This window comes from Glycomyces niveus (assembly GCF_017592475.1).
Classification (GTDB): domain Bacteria; phylum Actinomycetota; class Actinomycetes; order Mycobacteriales; family Micromonosporaceae; genus Glycomyces; species Glycomyces niveus.
Map to the genome: position 1 here is coordinate 33,495 of NZ_JAGFNP010000006.1, position 14,459 is coordinate 47,953.

Here is a 14,459-nt window from a genome sequence, read left to right on the forward strand (position 1 = left end):
CGCCGCAGCGCTTTCGCCCCTCAGAAAGGACGCCCCCCGATGGCCCGTAAAAGCCGGCAGCGCACCAGTCGTCTCCCGATTCGGATGCAGCTGATGCTGCCGATCGCGGCGGCGCTCATGGGGATGCTGGTGCTCGGGCTCTTCCAGACGGTCACGGTGTGGGACGAATACCAGAACGCCACCGACGCGGAGGTCCTCGCGGAGCTCTCCGAGGGGCTCGACCTGGCCCTCGACCGGCACCAGGCCGAGCTGCGGCCGGTCGTCACCTCGATGATCAACGGCGGCGGCGGCCAGTTCGACTCCGCGGTCGCCCGCCGCGAGACCGACGCCGCCTTCGATGCGCTGCAAGGGGCCTCGGACGCGGCCATCGCCCGCTTCCCCGAGCTCCGGGACGACCTGGGGGACCTGTTCGAGAAGGCCGGCGAGCTCGGGACCGCCCGCGTCGTCTTCGACGACATGGCCACCGGGGAAGCCGCCTACCTCGACGACGAGGTGACGGCGGCGTTCCAGACCTTCCGCGAGACCGCCGACCAGATCGTGGGCGTCGCCGCGATCCTCCCCCGCCTCGTGAACGACGCGCAGATCTCGGCGCACCTCGACTCCCTGGCCGCGGTCATGCAGGCGGGCCGCATCGCCGGCTCGATCCAGTTCACCGTCACCGCCGACCTCGCGCTCCTGGAAGAGGAGGGCGCGGTCCTCGTCTCGCGCCAGACCCTCGGGCAGGTCGCGAGCCTCGCCGGGGAGTTCGACCAGCAGATCACCGAGTTCCAGGCGAACGCGTCCGCCGAGACCGCCTCGACCTACCGGACCGCCATGGAGTCCCAGGAGGTCAAGGACGCGCAGACCGCGCTGGGCGTCTACCTGAACGGGAACATCCCCACCATCTCGCCGACCGCGTTCCTCGATGCGCAGGGCGCGATCGTCGCCTCGCTCGACACGACGCGGAACACGGTCATCAACTTCATGAAGGAAGACGTGAACCTCATGCGCGAGGCCGCCTCGCGCACGCTCCTGACGACGTTCGCGCTCGTGCTCGTGCTGGCCCTGACCTCGATCATCTCCGCGGCGATGCTGGCGCGGCGCATCAGCCTCCGCGTCGACGGCGTCCGCGAGGCGACCCTGACCGCCGCGTACGACACGCTCCCGAAGACCGTGGCCGCGGTGTCCCAGGCCGCCAACGCGAACGAGGTCGACCGGCTGCTGCAGGCCGCGAAGCAGCAGACGGTGCTGCAGACCGACTCGCGCTACGCCGACGAGCTCGACTCCCTCGCCGAGGCGTTCAGCGCCGCCCACCACCAGGCGCTGCGCCAGACCGCGAACCAGGCCCTGCTGCGCATCGACGTCGAGGCGATGATGAAGACCCTCGCCCGCCGCGGCCAGAGCCTCATCCGCCGCCAGCAGCAGGTCATGGAGTCCCTCGTGGAGGGCACCTCCGCGACCGCGATCCCCGACGAGTGGCGCAGCGTCTACCACCTGCTGGCCCGCATGCGCCGCAACGAGGAGAACCTGCTCCTGCTCGCCGGCGGCGACCCGCAGCGCCGCTACAACCACCCGGCCGGGCTCGAGGCGATCATCCGCGACGCCGTGGCCGAGATCGAGGACGCCGGGCGCGTCGTGGTCGAGAACCAGGTCGGGGCCCGGCTCGAGACCAAACCCGCCGGCGACCTCGTGCGCATCCTCGCCGAACTGCTCGACAACGCCGCGTCCTACTCGCCGCCGACCCAGTCGGTGCGGGTCACCTCGCGCCGTTCAGGTTCGGAGATCGTCATCTCCATCGCCGACGACGGCATCGGCCTCGCCCCCGAGCCGATGGCCGCGATCAACCGCCGCCTGGCCGAGCCGACGCAGCTCAACTCCGAACTCACCGCGACCATGGGCCTGCTCGTGGTCGGGCGGCTCGCAGCCGAGCACTCGATCAGCGTCCAGCTGCACTCCACCATGGGCAAGGGCACGCTCGCGCTCGTGCGCATCCCCGCGAGCGCGCACGCCGAGGACCCCGTCGGCCTCGCGCCCGCCGACCGCTCCGGGACGGCCGCGCAGCTCGCCCTCTCGGCGCGCGCCGCGAACCTGCCGGTGACCGGGACGGGCGCCGAGTCGGGTGCGCCGAGCGCCGTCGAGCCGATCGTCCCGCGGCCGCGCCGCGCCGGCTCCGTCCCCGAACCACTGCCTGTAGCTGGGACGACACTCAACGGCGGGAACGGATCCGCCGCCCCTGCGGGCCCAGCCGCCGAGACGCTGGATGTTACCTTCAGGAAAGTGAACCGAGCACTCGAAACCTCCGGCAGGGTCAACGGCGCGGAACTGCCCCGCCGCGCACCCGGTTCCCGGCTGCTCCCCGGCTCCGTTCCCAGCTCGCGTTCGGGCGGCGGCGGAACCGACCTCGACCCTGCCGAGATCAGGGACCGGCTCGCCGGTTTCGCCTCCGGCATCGCGGCGGCCGCCGCGCACGAACAACGCCAATAGAAAGCAGCGAGATGGACAACAAGGACAAGAACGTCGGTGAACTCGACTGGCTCCTGACCTCCTTCGTGGAGAAGGTCCCGGACGTCTCCGAGGCGCTCACGGTCTCCGTCGACGGACTCGCCATCGCCGCCTCGCGCGGCCTGTCGACCGACCGGGCCGACCAGCTCGCCGCCATCACCTCGGGCCTCGCGAGCCTGACGACGGGGGCGGCCAAGGTCCTCGACGCCGGCCGCATCCGCCAGTCCGTGATCGACATGGACGAGGGCGTGCTGCTCCTCATGGCCGTCGGCGACCGCGCCCAGCTCGCCGTCCTCGCCAACGCCGGCTGCGACCTCGGCCAGGTCGGCTACGAGACCGCCCTTCTGGTCAAGCGCGTCTACGCGGCGCTCGAGCCCGACGCCCGCGGCAGCCTGTAGCCGCACTGTAGGAGATTGCTCACCCGCGGGCGCCGCACCCATCGGGCGTCCCGCGGGATCACTTCCCCCGAAACACCAGTCACGCATTCGACCTGCGACAACCACGATGAACGCTGCAGACGGTCACGCACCGCCACGCCGCTAGTGCGTTGCCCCTCCGCATCGGCCCCCCTTCCCGGGGCTATGCTGCGTTCGCTACCTGGAAATGAATCATGGAGGCCCACAGGTGACCACGGTTGAGCCGAAGCTTGAGCCAACGCCTATCGTCGCGCGCCCCTGGCCGGTACGCCGGGAGCCCAACGGTTCCTGGCTCGCCCGCACGCTCCGCACGACGGACGCGAAGCAGATCGGTCTGCTCTACTTCGTGACGTCCTTCGCGTTCTTCGCGATCGGCGGCGTCCTGGCGCTGCTCATCCGCGCGGAGCTGTTCCAGCCGGGCCTCCAGATCGTGTCCTCCGAGCAGTTCAACCAGCTGTTCACGATGCACGGCACGATCATGCTGCTGATGTTCGCGACCCCGATCGTGTTCGCGTTCGGCAACTACCTGGTGCCCTTGCAGATCGGCGCGCCCGACGTCGCGTTCCCACGCCTGAACGCGTTCGCGTACTGGCTGTACCTGCTCGGCTCGATCCTCGCGGTCTCCGGCTTCATCACCCCGGGCGGCGCGGCCTCCTTCGGCTGGTTCGCCTACCAGCCGCTCTCGAACGCGGTCAACTCGCCGGGCATCGGCGCCGACATGTGGTTCGTGGGCCTCTCGATCTCGGGTATCGGCACCATCCTCGGCGCCGTCAACATGATCACCACGATCATCACGATGCGCGCCCCGGGCATGCTCATGTTCCGCATGCCGATCTTCACCTGGAACATCCTCATCACCAGCCTCCTGGTGATCCTGGTCTTCCCGATCCTGTTCGCCGCGCTCCTCGCCGTCATGGCCGACCGCCAGCTCGGCGCGCACGTCTTCGACTCCGAGACCGGCGGCGCGATCCTGTGGCAGCACCTGTTCTGGTTCTTCGGCCACCCCGAGGTGTACATCGTGGCGCTGCCGTTCTTCGGCATCGTCTCCGAGATCTTCCCGGTGTTCAGCCGCAAGCCGATCTTCGGCTACAAGACCCTGGTCGCCGCCACCCTCGCGATCGCGGGCCTGTCGATGGCCGTGTGGGCCCACCACATGTACGCCACCGGCTCGGTCATGCTGCCGTTCTTCTCGCTCATGACCTTCCTGATCGCGGTCCCGACCGGTGTGAAGTTCTTCAACTGGATCGGCACCATGTGGAAGGGCCAGCTGACCTTCGAGACCCCGATGCTGTTCAGCATCGGCTTCCTGGTCACGTTCCTCCTCGGCGGCCTCTCGGGCGTCCTGCTCGCCAGCCCGCCGGTCGACTTCCACGTCTCAGACTCGTACTTCGTGGTGGCGCACTTCCACTACGTGCTGTTCGGCACCATCGTGTTCGCCGTCTACGCCGGCGTCTACTTCTGGTTCCCGAAGGTCGCCGGCCGCATGTACGACGAACGGCTCGGCAAGGTCCACTTCTGGCTGACCTTCATCGGCTTCCACACCACCTTCCTGGTGCAGCACTGGCTCGGCGCCGAGGGCATGCCCCGGCGGTACGCCGACTACCTGGAGACCGACGGCTTCACGACGCTCAACATGATCTCCACGATCGGCGCGTTCATCCTCGGCCTCTCGACCCTGCCGTTCATCTGGAACCTCTTCAAGTCCTGGAAGACCGGCCGCGTCGTCGAGACCAACGACCCGTGGGGCTACGGCGGCTCGCTCGAGTGGGCGACCAGCTGCCCGCCGCCGCTGCGCAACTTCGACCGCCTCCCGCGCATCCGCTCGGAGCGCCCCGTCTTCGACGAGAAGTGGGGCCACCTGGTCAAGGAAGTCAAGGGGCACTAGCGACGACATGAGGAAGACCCGGGAGCGGCTGCTCCCGGGTCTTTCTGCTTCCCGCGGAGGAAATATGCGCACAGTCGCGCACCGGGACTTCCGCGCCCCGCGGGACCTCACTAGGATCGGGGTATGAGCCGGGCACTGATCGTGGTAGACGTCCAGAACGACTTCTGTGAGGGCGGGTCGCTCGCCGTCGCGGGCGGCGCGGCCGTCGCGGCGGGGGTCACCGAACTCATCGGGTCCACCCCGGGCCGGTGGGAGCACATCGTCGCGACCCGCGACTGGCACATCGACCCCGGCCTGCACTTCTCGGCCGAACCGGACTTCCGCGACTCGTGGCCCCCGCACTGCGTGGTCGGCACCGCTGGCGCGGGCTTCCACCCCGACTTCGATCACACGGTCGCCGAGGCCGTGTTCGACAAGGGCGCGTACGAGGCTGCGTACTCGGGCTTCGAGGGCTCGGCGGGCGAGACGGGCCTGGCCGAGTGGCTGCGCGAACGCGGCGTCGACGCGGTCGACGTCGTCGGCATCGCCACCGACCACTGCGTCCGGGCCACCGCCCTCGACGCCGCCGCCGAAGGCTTCGAGACCACCGTGCTCCTCGAGTACACGGCCGCGGTCGCCGAAGAGACGAAGGCCAAGGCACTCAAGGAACTCGAAGAGGCGGGCGTGACCCTCGCCTGACCCCGTGACGTGACGAGGCCCCCGCGAGCGGTGCTCGCGGGGGCCTCGGTTGCGATCAGCGGGTGGAATGCTCGGTCGGGAACTCGGTGCCGGATTCGCTGGGCTCGTCGTCGCCCGGGGTGGGCATCTCTTCGCCGATGGTGGTGGGTTCCTCTTCGGACGGGGACTCGGCGTCCTCCTCCGTGGGCTCCTCCTCGCCGATGGTCGTGGGTTCCTCGCCGGGCCAGGACTCCTCGGCCTCGGTGGGCTGCTCGCTCTCCTCGGTCGGCCGGTCGCTGGTGGGCTCCTCGCCGCAGGGCTCCTCGGTGGGCTGCCCGGACTCGGTGGGCTCGTCGCTGCCGTGCTCCTCCGAGGGTTCCTCGGCGGGTTCGGTGCCGTATTCGGCCTGCTCTTCGGAGGCGGGCGTGTCGTCGGTGGGCTCCTCGCCGCTGCCGGTGGGCTCTTCGCCGGGCCAGGACTCCTCTTCGCTGGGGCCGTCGGTAAGCCAGTCGCAGCCGGGCGTCTCGGTGACCTCGGAGGTCGGGCCGGAGTCGGCGGGGCCGGGACCGCTCTGGTCGGTCGCGGCGGCCTGCTGGAGGGCCCAGCCGCCGGGGACGGCGAGAACCGCGGCGGCGACGCCGGCGGCCGCGACGCGGACGGTGCGGTGGCGGCGCAGGCGGCGGCGCAGCTGCCCGGTGGTGGGCGGGCTGGTCTCGGCGGCGGTGGCCGCCGCGTACTGGTCGAACATGGCGCTCAACGGGTCGCGCTGGGGGGTGTTCATCGTTGCTCCTCGAAGTCGGCGATGCGCAGGCGCTCGGCGAGCGCCGCTTTTCCTCGTGTCAGCCAGGAGCGGACGGTCGCTTCGGCGACGCCCTCCTGTTCGGCGATCTCCGCCGAGGTCATCCCGGCCATGTAGCGGAGGATGACGGCCTTGCGGTGGCGCTCGTTGAGTTCGGACAGGGCCTGCTCGAGGTCCAGCCGCTCGGGTCCGGGGCCTTCGGTGGTCGCGGGGTGCTGCCGGCGCAGGAAGCGGCGGACGACGGCGGCGCGGCGCAGCCGCGAGGTGGCCAGGTTCCAGGCGACCCGGCGCACCCAGGTGGCGGGGTTGTCGTAGGCGCTGATCGCGCCCCAGCGGGCGAGCGCCCGGCAGAAGGCCTCCGCGACCAGGTCCTCGGCCTCGGCGAGGTCGCCGACGTAGGCCCGGATCTGGGCGGTGACCTGGGCGACGTTCGCGGCGTAGAAGCCGTTGAAGTCCGCGCGGTCCGCGGACACGGTGTCGCCGGCGACAGTATGGGACACAGTGGACTGTTGCACCACGGGGCTCGCAGTCATCCGGTTCCTCGATTCCAGGGAAATGACGTGCGGTCGGGTTTGATCGCACTCTCCACACGAAGGACCCGGCTCCAGTGACGCAGCCGAACGCGAGTTTTTTCGGGTGAAACGGGGCTTACTTGCCGTAGCGGCGGTCGCGGATGGCGAACGACCGCACCGCGCGCAGGAAGTCGACCCGGCGGAAGTCGGGCCAGTTCGAGTCGCAGAAGTAGAACTCCGAATACGCCGACTGCCACAGCAGGAACCCGGAGATGCGCTGTTCGCCGCTGGTGCGGATCACGAGGTCGGGGTCGGGCTGGCCGGTCATGTACAGGTGGCGGGCGATCGAGTCGGCGTCGAGGGACTCGGCGACCTCTTCGAGGCTGGCGCCGGTGGCGGCCTGCTCGAGGATGAAGGCGCGCACGGCGTCGGCGATCTCGCGCTGGCCGCCGTAGCAGACGGCGAGGTTGACCTGCATGCCGCGTTTGTCGGCGGTGCGCTGCTGGGCGCTCTTGAGGGCGGTCTGGTGGGCTTCGGGGAGGAGGTCGAGGGCGCCGACCATGCGCAGCTGCCAGGGCTGGTCGTCCTCGGCGAGTTCGCCGGCGAGCTCGTCGATGATGTCGAGGAGGGGGTCGAGCTGCTCTTTGGGGCGGGAGAGGTTCTCGGTGGAGAGGAGCCAGATGGTGACGTGCTCGACGCCGAGCTCGTCGCACCAGCCGAGGAAGCGCTCGATGTGCTTGGCGCCGGCGCGGTGGCCGTCGTTGGGGTCGGTCAGGCCCATGTCGCGGGCCCAGCGACGGTTGCCGTCGACCATGACGCCGATGTGCCGGGGCAGCGGCTGGCCGGTCAGCTCGCGTGCGAGCCGACGCTCGTAGATCCGGTAAAGCAGGTTCGAGATCGCCACAACCGGCAATTGTAGGCTCCCGCCCGCACGCCGCCGCCCGCGCACGGTGCCGTGTGCGCGGGCGGCGGTGGCTGTGATCCCTGCGTGGTTACTGCAGGTCGAGGCGCTGCTTGAGGGCGTCGAGTTCGCTCCACAGGACGGTCGGGAGCCGGTCGCCGAAGCGCGCGAACCAGCTTTCGACCAGCGGGATCTCGGCGGCCCACTCGTCCCTGTCGACCGCGAGGGCGGCTTCGAGGTCGGCCTTCGTCAGCTCGAGCCCGTCGACGTCGATGGCCTCGGGGGTCGGGCAGTACCCGATCGGGGTCTCGACGGCGGCGCCGCGGCCTTCGAGGCGCTCGACGACCCATTTGAGGACGCGGGCGTTCTCGCCGAAGCCGGGCCACAGGAAGCGGCCGTCCTCGGAGCGGCGGAACCAGTTGACGTAGAAGACCTCGGGCATGAGGTCCTCGCTGGCGGCGGACTTGCCCATCTCGATCCAGTGGCCGAAGTAGTCGGCGGCGTTGTAGCCGATGAACGGCAGCATCGCCATCGGGTCGCGGCGCACGACGCCGACCTGGCCGACGGCGGCGGCCGTGGTCTCCGAGGAGAGGGTCGCGCCCATGTACACGCCGTGGACCCAGTCGCGGGCCTGCGTGACCAGCGGGATGGTGCTCGCGCGGCGGCCGCCGAAGAGGATCGCGTCGATCGGGACGCCGCGCGGGTCGTCGTACTGCTCGGCGAGGACCGGGCACTGCTTGATGGGCGTGCAGAAGCGGCTGTTGGGGTGGCTGGAGGGCTCCTCGGAGCGCGGGCTCCAGTCGCGGCCCTTCCAGTCGATCAGGTGCTCGGGGGCCTCGCCCATGCCCTCCCACCACACGTCGCCGTCGTCGGTGAGCGCGACGTTGGTGAAGAGCGTGTGGCCCTTCTCGATGGTGCGCATGGCGTTCGGGTTGGTCCTGTAGTCGGTGCCGGGCGCGACGCCGAAGAAGCCGTACTCGGGGTTGGAGGCCCACAGGCGGCCGTCCTCGCCGAAGCGGAGCCAGGCGATGTCGTCGCCGAGGGTCTCGACCTTCCAGCCGGGGATGGTCGGCTCGAGCATGGCGAGGTTGGTCTTGCCGCACGCGGAGGGGAACGCGCCGGTCACGTGGTAGACCCTCCCCTCGGGGGAGGTCAGGCGCAGGATGAGCATGTGCTCGGCGAGCCAGCCCTCGTCGCGGCCCATGACGGAGCCGATGCGCAGGGCGTAGCACTTCTTGCCGAGCAGCGAGTTGCCGCCGTAGCCGGAGCCGTAGGACCAGATCTCGCGGTCCTCGGGGAAGTGGGAGATGTACTTGGTCTCGCTGCAGGGCCACGGGACGTCGCTCTGGCCGGGCGCGAGGGGCGCGCCGACGGAGTGGAGGCACTTGACGAAGTCGGCGTCCTTACCCATGGCGTCGAGCACGTGCAGGCCCATGCGGGTCATGATGTGCATCGAGGCGGCGACGTAGGCGGAGTCGGTGAGCTCCACGCCGAACATCGGCTTCTCGGCGTCGAGCGAGCCCATGCAGAACGGGACTACGTACATGGTGCGCCCGCGCATGGAGCCGCGGTAGAGGCCGGTCATGGTCTCGCGCATGTAGTCGGGCGCGGTCCAGTTGTTGGTGGGCCCGGCGTCCTCGGGGTCGGTCGAGCAGATGAAGGTGCGCTCCTCGACGCGGGCCACGTCGCCGGGGTCGGTGCGGGCCAGGAACGAGTCGGGCTTGGCCGGCACGGGGACGAGGGTCCCGAAGGCGACGAGCTCGGCGGTCAGGCGCTCCCATTCGGCGGGGGTGCCGTCGCACCACACGATCTGGTCGGGGTCGGTCAGCTCGGCCACTTCGCCGACCCAGGCGAGGAGCCGGTGGTGGCGGGTGGGCGGATCGGTGAGTCCGATCGCTGCGCTGGTCATATCGTCACTGGCTACGGAGACTTCGATGCTCACGGCGGTGGCTCCTTCGGTGCTGTTCTCGTGCACGGCGCGCGCGGTCCGCTTGTGGCGGCTGACGCCGCCGTGCCGGTCGGAGCCCGGACGCTCCAACCGGAACCGGTCTTTCGGACGCTACGGGAAGCGGCGGGCTCGCGCAGGCAGTCGTGCTCGATCGGTCCGGGCCTGAACAGGGACAGCATGCATGAAATTTGATCAAGTGCGTATTCGAGCTCGGAACGAGCACAACTACTTGCACTTTCCGCGCGACCAATCAGTACCGCGCACACTGTCATGAATTTGACCGTTCCTCACAACTAATGCGATCGGTTTCGATCATGGAACGAGCGCGTTAGCGCGCTGTCGCGATCGTGTTTCGCGCACGGGTCCGCCGGATTTTGGCCCGAATCGCCGCACGCCGGGCCGTCTTGGGGTGAAGATGCAGGTCTGCACAGCCGCATCCGAAACGTTGGGAGGGGGCCATGGCGCACCGAGAACCGGAACCGCAGCCGCACCGCGCCAGAGGCGCGACGGTCGGCTTCCTGATCGCGATCGTCCTCGTCCTGGCGATCGTCCTGGTCTACCTGCTCCTGCGGTGAGCGCACGAGAAGGGCGGGTGCGCGATCGCGCACCCGCCTCGTCTTGCTGCTCGGATCAGACCGAGGGGCCCCGGCGGCGCAGCTCGTCGACACTCACCATGGCCTCGCGCAGCTCCTTGAGCCAGTCCTCCGCGTGCTGCTCGACCAGGCGCACGCACCACGCCAGCGCGTCCGAGCGCGACGCGGCCACGCCCGAGCCGACGAGTGTGTCGAGCACCAGCCGCTCGGGCTGGCGCAGCCGCGTCGTCACCGGCAGCGACTGGTGGGTGAAGACCATCGTGGTGGAGCCGCAACGCGCCCCCCACGAGGACTGGCGGTGGTACCGGTACTGGAGCTGCTGCGCGATCTGCACGCGCATGTCGCGCGTCGCCTCGCGGAAGCGCGAGATGCGGCCCTCCTCGGTCGCGGCCCGGTCGGACTCGGTCGCGTCGGCGGGGTGGTCGGGGGTCGGCAGCGGGCAGATGATGATCATCTCGTCGCGGTCCACGGTCACATCGGGCATGCCGGCGATCCAGCCGTCGGGGACGATCCCGTAGATCCAGGCGGGGGCGTCGTCAGTGGACGGCAGGGGGCCGTAATGCCACGAGCCGGTGTCGTCGATGGCGGCCATTGACGGGACTCCTCACGTTTCGTTGACGCATCAGGTGTACCCCATGGCGTCAACCGTTCGCTATAGCCCCCTCATGAACAGGCCCGCCAGCGCGCACACCGCGACGATCGCCGCCCCGACGCACACGAGTGTCTGGCCCGGGCGCGGCCGCACCCGGTACTGCCAGGACAGCCACGCGCCCAACACGATCGGGCCGGTCCCGATGCCGACGAACAGCGTCAACGCGGCGAGGGCCTCGGCGAACGGGAGGCTCCCGGACCACAGGATCGCCAGCGCCGCCCAGACGGCGAGGGCGCCGGTGCCGAGACCGATGGCGGCCGCGGTGATCTCGGTGTGGCGGGGCGCCTCGATCGGGAGTTCACCCTGTCGGGCGAGGGAGAGCAGGCGTTCGGAGCGTTCGATCCGGGCGCGCACGCGCTCGGCGCCGGGGTCCGGGTCCGGTTCCCCCGCAGAGGGAGTGGGGCCGGTGCGGCGGTGGCCCACGAAGTCGCCGAGGGAGCGCCACAGGACGCCGACGGCCTTGTCGGTCTCGGCCACGAGCGCCGCGGCGTTCACCGCGGCGCTGTTCGCGTCCTCGCGGGCGGCGCGGGCGGCCTCGACGGCGGCCGCGAGCCGGCCGGCCTCGGCGCGGTAGGAGGCGACGGCGGCGCCGATCTCGGCGTCGGCGTCGGCGCGCTCCTTGAGGTAGGCGGCGACGGCGGCGGCGTAGTCGGTGTCGGTGTCGGTGGGCACGTGTGGCACCTCTTTCGGCGGGCGGTCGGGCTACGGCAGGTCGAGGATCGCCTCGGGCCGCGGCAGCAGCGCGGTCGTCTTGTAGGGGATGACGACCTGCGGGACGCGGTGGCGGGCGCGGTCGAAGTAGAGGCCGCGCCGCTCGCGCGGGTACCAGGCCGGGCCGCCGCTCGCGGGCGAGAGCGGCGCGAGCTCGGGGCCCTGAACGTCGAGGGCGAGCCAGGCGTCGACGGCGTCGAAGCGGGCGGAGAACCCGCCGAGGTCTTCGCGCAGGCGCGGCACGGACCGCCACCAGCCGAGCGTGTGCAGGTGGCGTTCGGGTCCGTCGATGAGCATGGCGCGCAAGGCGGCCGTGCCGGCGGCGTCGAGGCGGGCGGACCCGGCGTCGACGGCGTAGACGAGGTTGAGGCGCAGCGCGCCGTCGCAGCGGCGGTCCCATTCCTTGCAGACCTCGTCGAGGCCGTCGTGCCAGTCGACTTCGGCGCCTTCGGTTTCGAGGGCGGCGGCGAGGGCGAGCGCGGACGGCGCGGCGTCGGGTTCGAGGCAGCACAGGTCGACGCCGATGCGCTGGCCCTGCCGCTTCGCGCCCTGCGCGGCGGTGAGCGCGGCGGCGGCGAGGATGTCGGCGGCTTCGGCTCCCCTGGTGCCGAGGATGGCGAGGTTGCGGCCGGGCGCGCGGTGGAGCGCGAGTTCGGCGCCGCGGGCGGCGACGTCGATGGTCTGGCCGAGGAGCGCGGTCTCGGGCGACGGCGCGGTCGCGGTGAGCGCGGGGACATGGTCGCCGTCGAAGAGTGCGGGCGGTTCGTTGCCGTTGGGGCGGGCTTCCCAGAGGCGCTTCTGGAGCGGTTCCCAGGCGTCGGCGTGCCCGGCGTTGGGGACGGCCACGACCTTGTTGGCGTTGGTGTGGCCGGACTCGTCGTTGACGACGGCGTGGAAGCGGGCGACGGTGTCGGCGGCGTGGTTGTTCTCGGCGAGGACCCTGCGGGCCTTGGGGAGGGCGATGCGCAGGGTGAACTGGGCGACGAGGCTGGGGCGGCCCCAGAGGGCCTCGATGCCGGCGATGTCCTGCGAGGCGAGCACGAGGTGGATGCCTTGGCTGCGGCCGCGGCGGGCGAGGTCGTCGAGCAGCTGCACGGCTTCGTCGGTGACGGCGTCGCGGGCTTCGAGGAGCACCTGGAACTCGTCCACGATGGCGACGATGCGGGGCCAGTGGCCTTCGGGGTCGGCGGCGCGGAGCTCTTCGAGCTTGGTGGCCTCGTGGGCTTTGGCGGCCTCGGCGCGGCGGCGCAGCTCCTCTTTGAGGTGGCGCAGGAGGGCGAGGCCGAACTCGCGGTCGTCGTTGATGTTGACGCCGACGAGGCGCACATGCGGGAGCCAGGTGGGGTCGCGGCGGCCGGAGGCGAAGCGCGCGAAGGAGACCCCCTCCTTGAAGTCGAGGAGGTAGAGCGCCAGTTCATCGGGGCTGTAGTTGGAGGCGAGGCCCGCGATCCACGCGTACAGGAGGTTCGTCTTGCCCGACCCGGAAGGGCCGCCGACGAGCGCGTGGGGCGGGTTGTCGCCGAGGGCGAGGCGGGCCACGTCGCCGGCGGCGGTCTCGCCGACGGCCGCGAAGAGGCCGGTGGCGGAGGAGGCGGCCCAGAGTCGCTGCGGGAGGAGGTCGACGAGGCGGGCGGGTTCCCTTCCGGCACGGTGCTTCTCGGCGACGGCTTTGGCGGCGGCGGTGACGGTGCTCAGGGGCGGCGGCGCGTCGAGTTCGAGGGCGGCGCCCGGGAGTCCGGTGTAGGCGGTCCTGGTGAGGCGCGGCAGGTCGGCGGGTCCGGCGGTGTCGTCGCCGACGACGACGAGGTGCACTCCGGCGGCGACGCCGGTGCGGCGCAGCCGCGCGAGCTGGGCCTGGTCGTGGGCGGGCCAGGCGGCGAGGTCGGCGTTGAGAAGCACGAGCACCCGCCACGGCTCGGGCCGCCGCCCGGTGGCGGCGGCGAGCTCGGCGAGCGAGGCGTGCTCCCCCGCGAGCACGTCGGCGTTGACGCGCCGCACGGTCTCGACGAGCGAGTCCAGGGTCTCGCGCAAGCCCGAGGGGCCGATGAACGAGAGCAGCCCCGCCTTGCCGAGCGCGGCGAACGCCGAAAGCGACCCGCCGAGATGCTCGGGGTCGTACACATGCAGCCGCACCAGCCCGGCGGGCACGGACCCGACGGCCCGCAGCAGCAGTCCCGGAAGTGCTTGGGCCGCATCGGTATCGATGCGCAGGTGCGCGCGGTCGAGCAACGGCACGAGTGCGGGCAGTGAGACCGTGGTCACCGAGGGTGCTGAATTGTCGTACCCCCCTGCCACACTTGCCTTGCCGGCGGATGCACCCGCTGCACCGGAACGGATCCGAAACATCGCGGAGGCACCGGGGGCATCGCCACTCTCGACCGGAGCGCGCCCGGTCGAGAGTGCGGCCGGCAAGGCGGTGGTGGGTGGGTGGGGTGGGGGGAGGGAGGGCCCCGAAAGCCCCGGTTCGAGCGGCGATTCGCTGTCGGCCCCCGGCTCGAAGGGCGATGCACCGCCGGCTTCCGGCTCGAACGTCGATTCGCTGTCGGCGATGCGCCCGATGCGCAGCATCGGCGCCGCCCCGCGGTCGAGTCCCGACTCGGGCTGCCATCCCGTCCACAGTGCCCCGGCGGCGGCGGGCGCCGCCTGCGCGGCGGCGGCGAGGGCCGCTTCGTGACTGCCCTGCACCGCTGCGGCCTTGCGGGCTTCGAGGGTGGCGAGCATGCGTTCGTGGATGCCCTTGAGCTGCGCCTGCTTGCGGGTCGCGTCGGCGATCGCGCGCTCGGACTCGGACCGCTCGGTCTCGGCGTGGGCCGCGGTGCGCTCGGCGAGGAAGCGGGCCTCGCCGCGGGCGCGCCCGAGTTCGTCGCCCATGGCCACCACCAGTCGTCGCCGCCAGCTGCTCAT

The 14,459-nt window shown here is 71.2% G+C and carries 11 protein-coding genes; 4 read left to right on the plus strand and 7 right to left on the minus strand.

Going from position 1 to position 14,459, the window contains the following annotated elements; genetic code table 11:
- Positions 1 to 39: 39 nt before the first annotated feature.
- From J5V16_RS12675 to J5V16_RS12690, 4 genes are all read left to right on the plus strand, one after another.
- A complete protein-coding gene (locus J5V16_RS12675; protein WP_208496653.1) occupies positions 40 to 2,463 on the plus strand; it encodes a sensor histidine kinase in 2,424 nt (807 codons plus the stop codon).
- A gap of 11 nt (positions 2,464 to 2,474) precedes the next feature.
- On the plus strand, positions 2,475 to 2,879 hold the full coding sequence (locus J5V16_RS12680; RefSeq protein ID WP_205324330.1) for a roadblock/LC7 domain-containing protein: 405 nt from the start codon (positions 2,475 to 2,477) through the stop codon (positions 2,877 to 2,879).
- Between the two features lie 226 nt (positions 2,880 to 3,105).
- Positions 3,106 to 4,782 (plus strand): aa3-type cytochrome oxidase subunit I, encoded by a 1,677-nt coding sequence (ctaD, locus tag J5V16_RS12685; RefSeq protein ID WP_307792950.1) that lies wholly within the window; start codon positions 3,106 to 3,108, stop codon positions 4,780 to 4,782.
- A 123-nt stretch (positions 4,783 to 4,905) separates the two neighbouring features.
- Positions 4,906 to 5,460, plus strand: coding sequence for an isochorismatase family protein (locus J5V16_RS12690; protein ID WP_208496655.1), 555 nt, complete (start codon positions 4,906 to 4,908; stop codon positions 5,458 to 5,460).
- 55 nt (positions 5,461 to 5,515) lie between these two features.
- Here the strand turns inward: J5V16_RS12690 and J5V16_RS12695 are convergent, their stop codons facing one another.
- The 7 genes from J5V16_RS12695 to J5V16_RS12725 form a co-directional block, all read right to left on the minus strand.
- A complete protein-coding gene (locus tag J5V16_RS12695) occupies positions 5,516 to 6,220 on the minus strand; it encodes a hypothetical protein (protein WP_208496656.1) in 705 nt (234 codons plus the stop codon).
- Complete coding sequence (locus tag J5V16_RS12700; protein ID WP_208496657.1) at positions 6,217 to 6,771, minus strand: RNA polymerase sigma factor; 555 nt, start codon at positions 6,769 to 6,771, stop codon at positions 6,217 to 6,219. Before J5V16_RS12700 ends, J5V16_RS12695 begins: the two co-directional genes overlap by 4 nt.
- A gap of 115 nt (positions 6,772 to 6,886) precedes the next feature.
- Positions 6,887 to 7,654, minus strand: a complete 768-nt coding sequence (locus J5V16_RS12705; RefSeq protein ID WP_208496658.1) for an isoprenyl transferase — start codon at positions 7,652 to 7,654, stop codon at positions 6,887 to 6,889.
- An 88-nt stretch (positions 7,655 to 7,742) separates the two neighbouring features.
- Positions 7,743 to 9,560, minus strand: a complete 1,818-nt coding sequence (locus tag J5V16_RS12710; RefSeq protein ID WP_208496858.1) for a phosphoenolpyruvate carboxykinase (GTP) — start codon at positions 9,558 to 9,560, stop codon at positions 7,743 to 7,745.
- A gap of 669 nt (positions 9,561 to 10,229) precedes the next feature.
- The gene (locus J5V16_RS12715) at positions 10,230 to 10,784 is read right to left on the minus strand and encodes a hypothetical protein (RefSeq protein ID WP_205324320.1); all 555 of its coding nucleotides are present in this window, start codon (positions 10,782 to 10,784) and stop codon (positions 10,230 to 10,232) included.
- 60 nt (positions 10,785 to 10,844) lie between these two features.
- Positions 10,845 to 11,516 carry a hypothetical protein gene (locus J5V16_RS12720; RefSeq protein ID WP_208496659.1) on the minus strand — a complete coding sequence of 224 codons (672 nt, stop codon included), beginning with the start codon at positions 11,514 to 11,516 and terminating at the stop codon, positions 10,845 to 10,847.
- Positions 11,517 to 11,546: 30 nt separating this feature from the next.
- Entirely contained in the window at positions 11,547 to 14,459 is a 2,913-nt protein-coding gene (locus tag J5V16_RS12725) for an FtsK/SpoIIIE domain-containing protein (protein ID WP_243901152.1), read from the minus strand.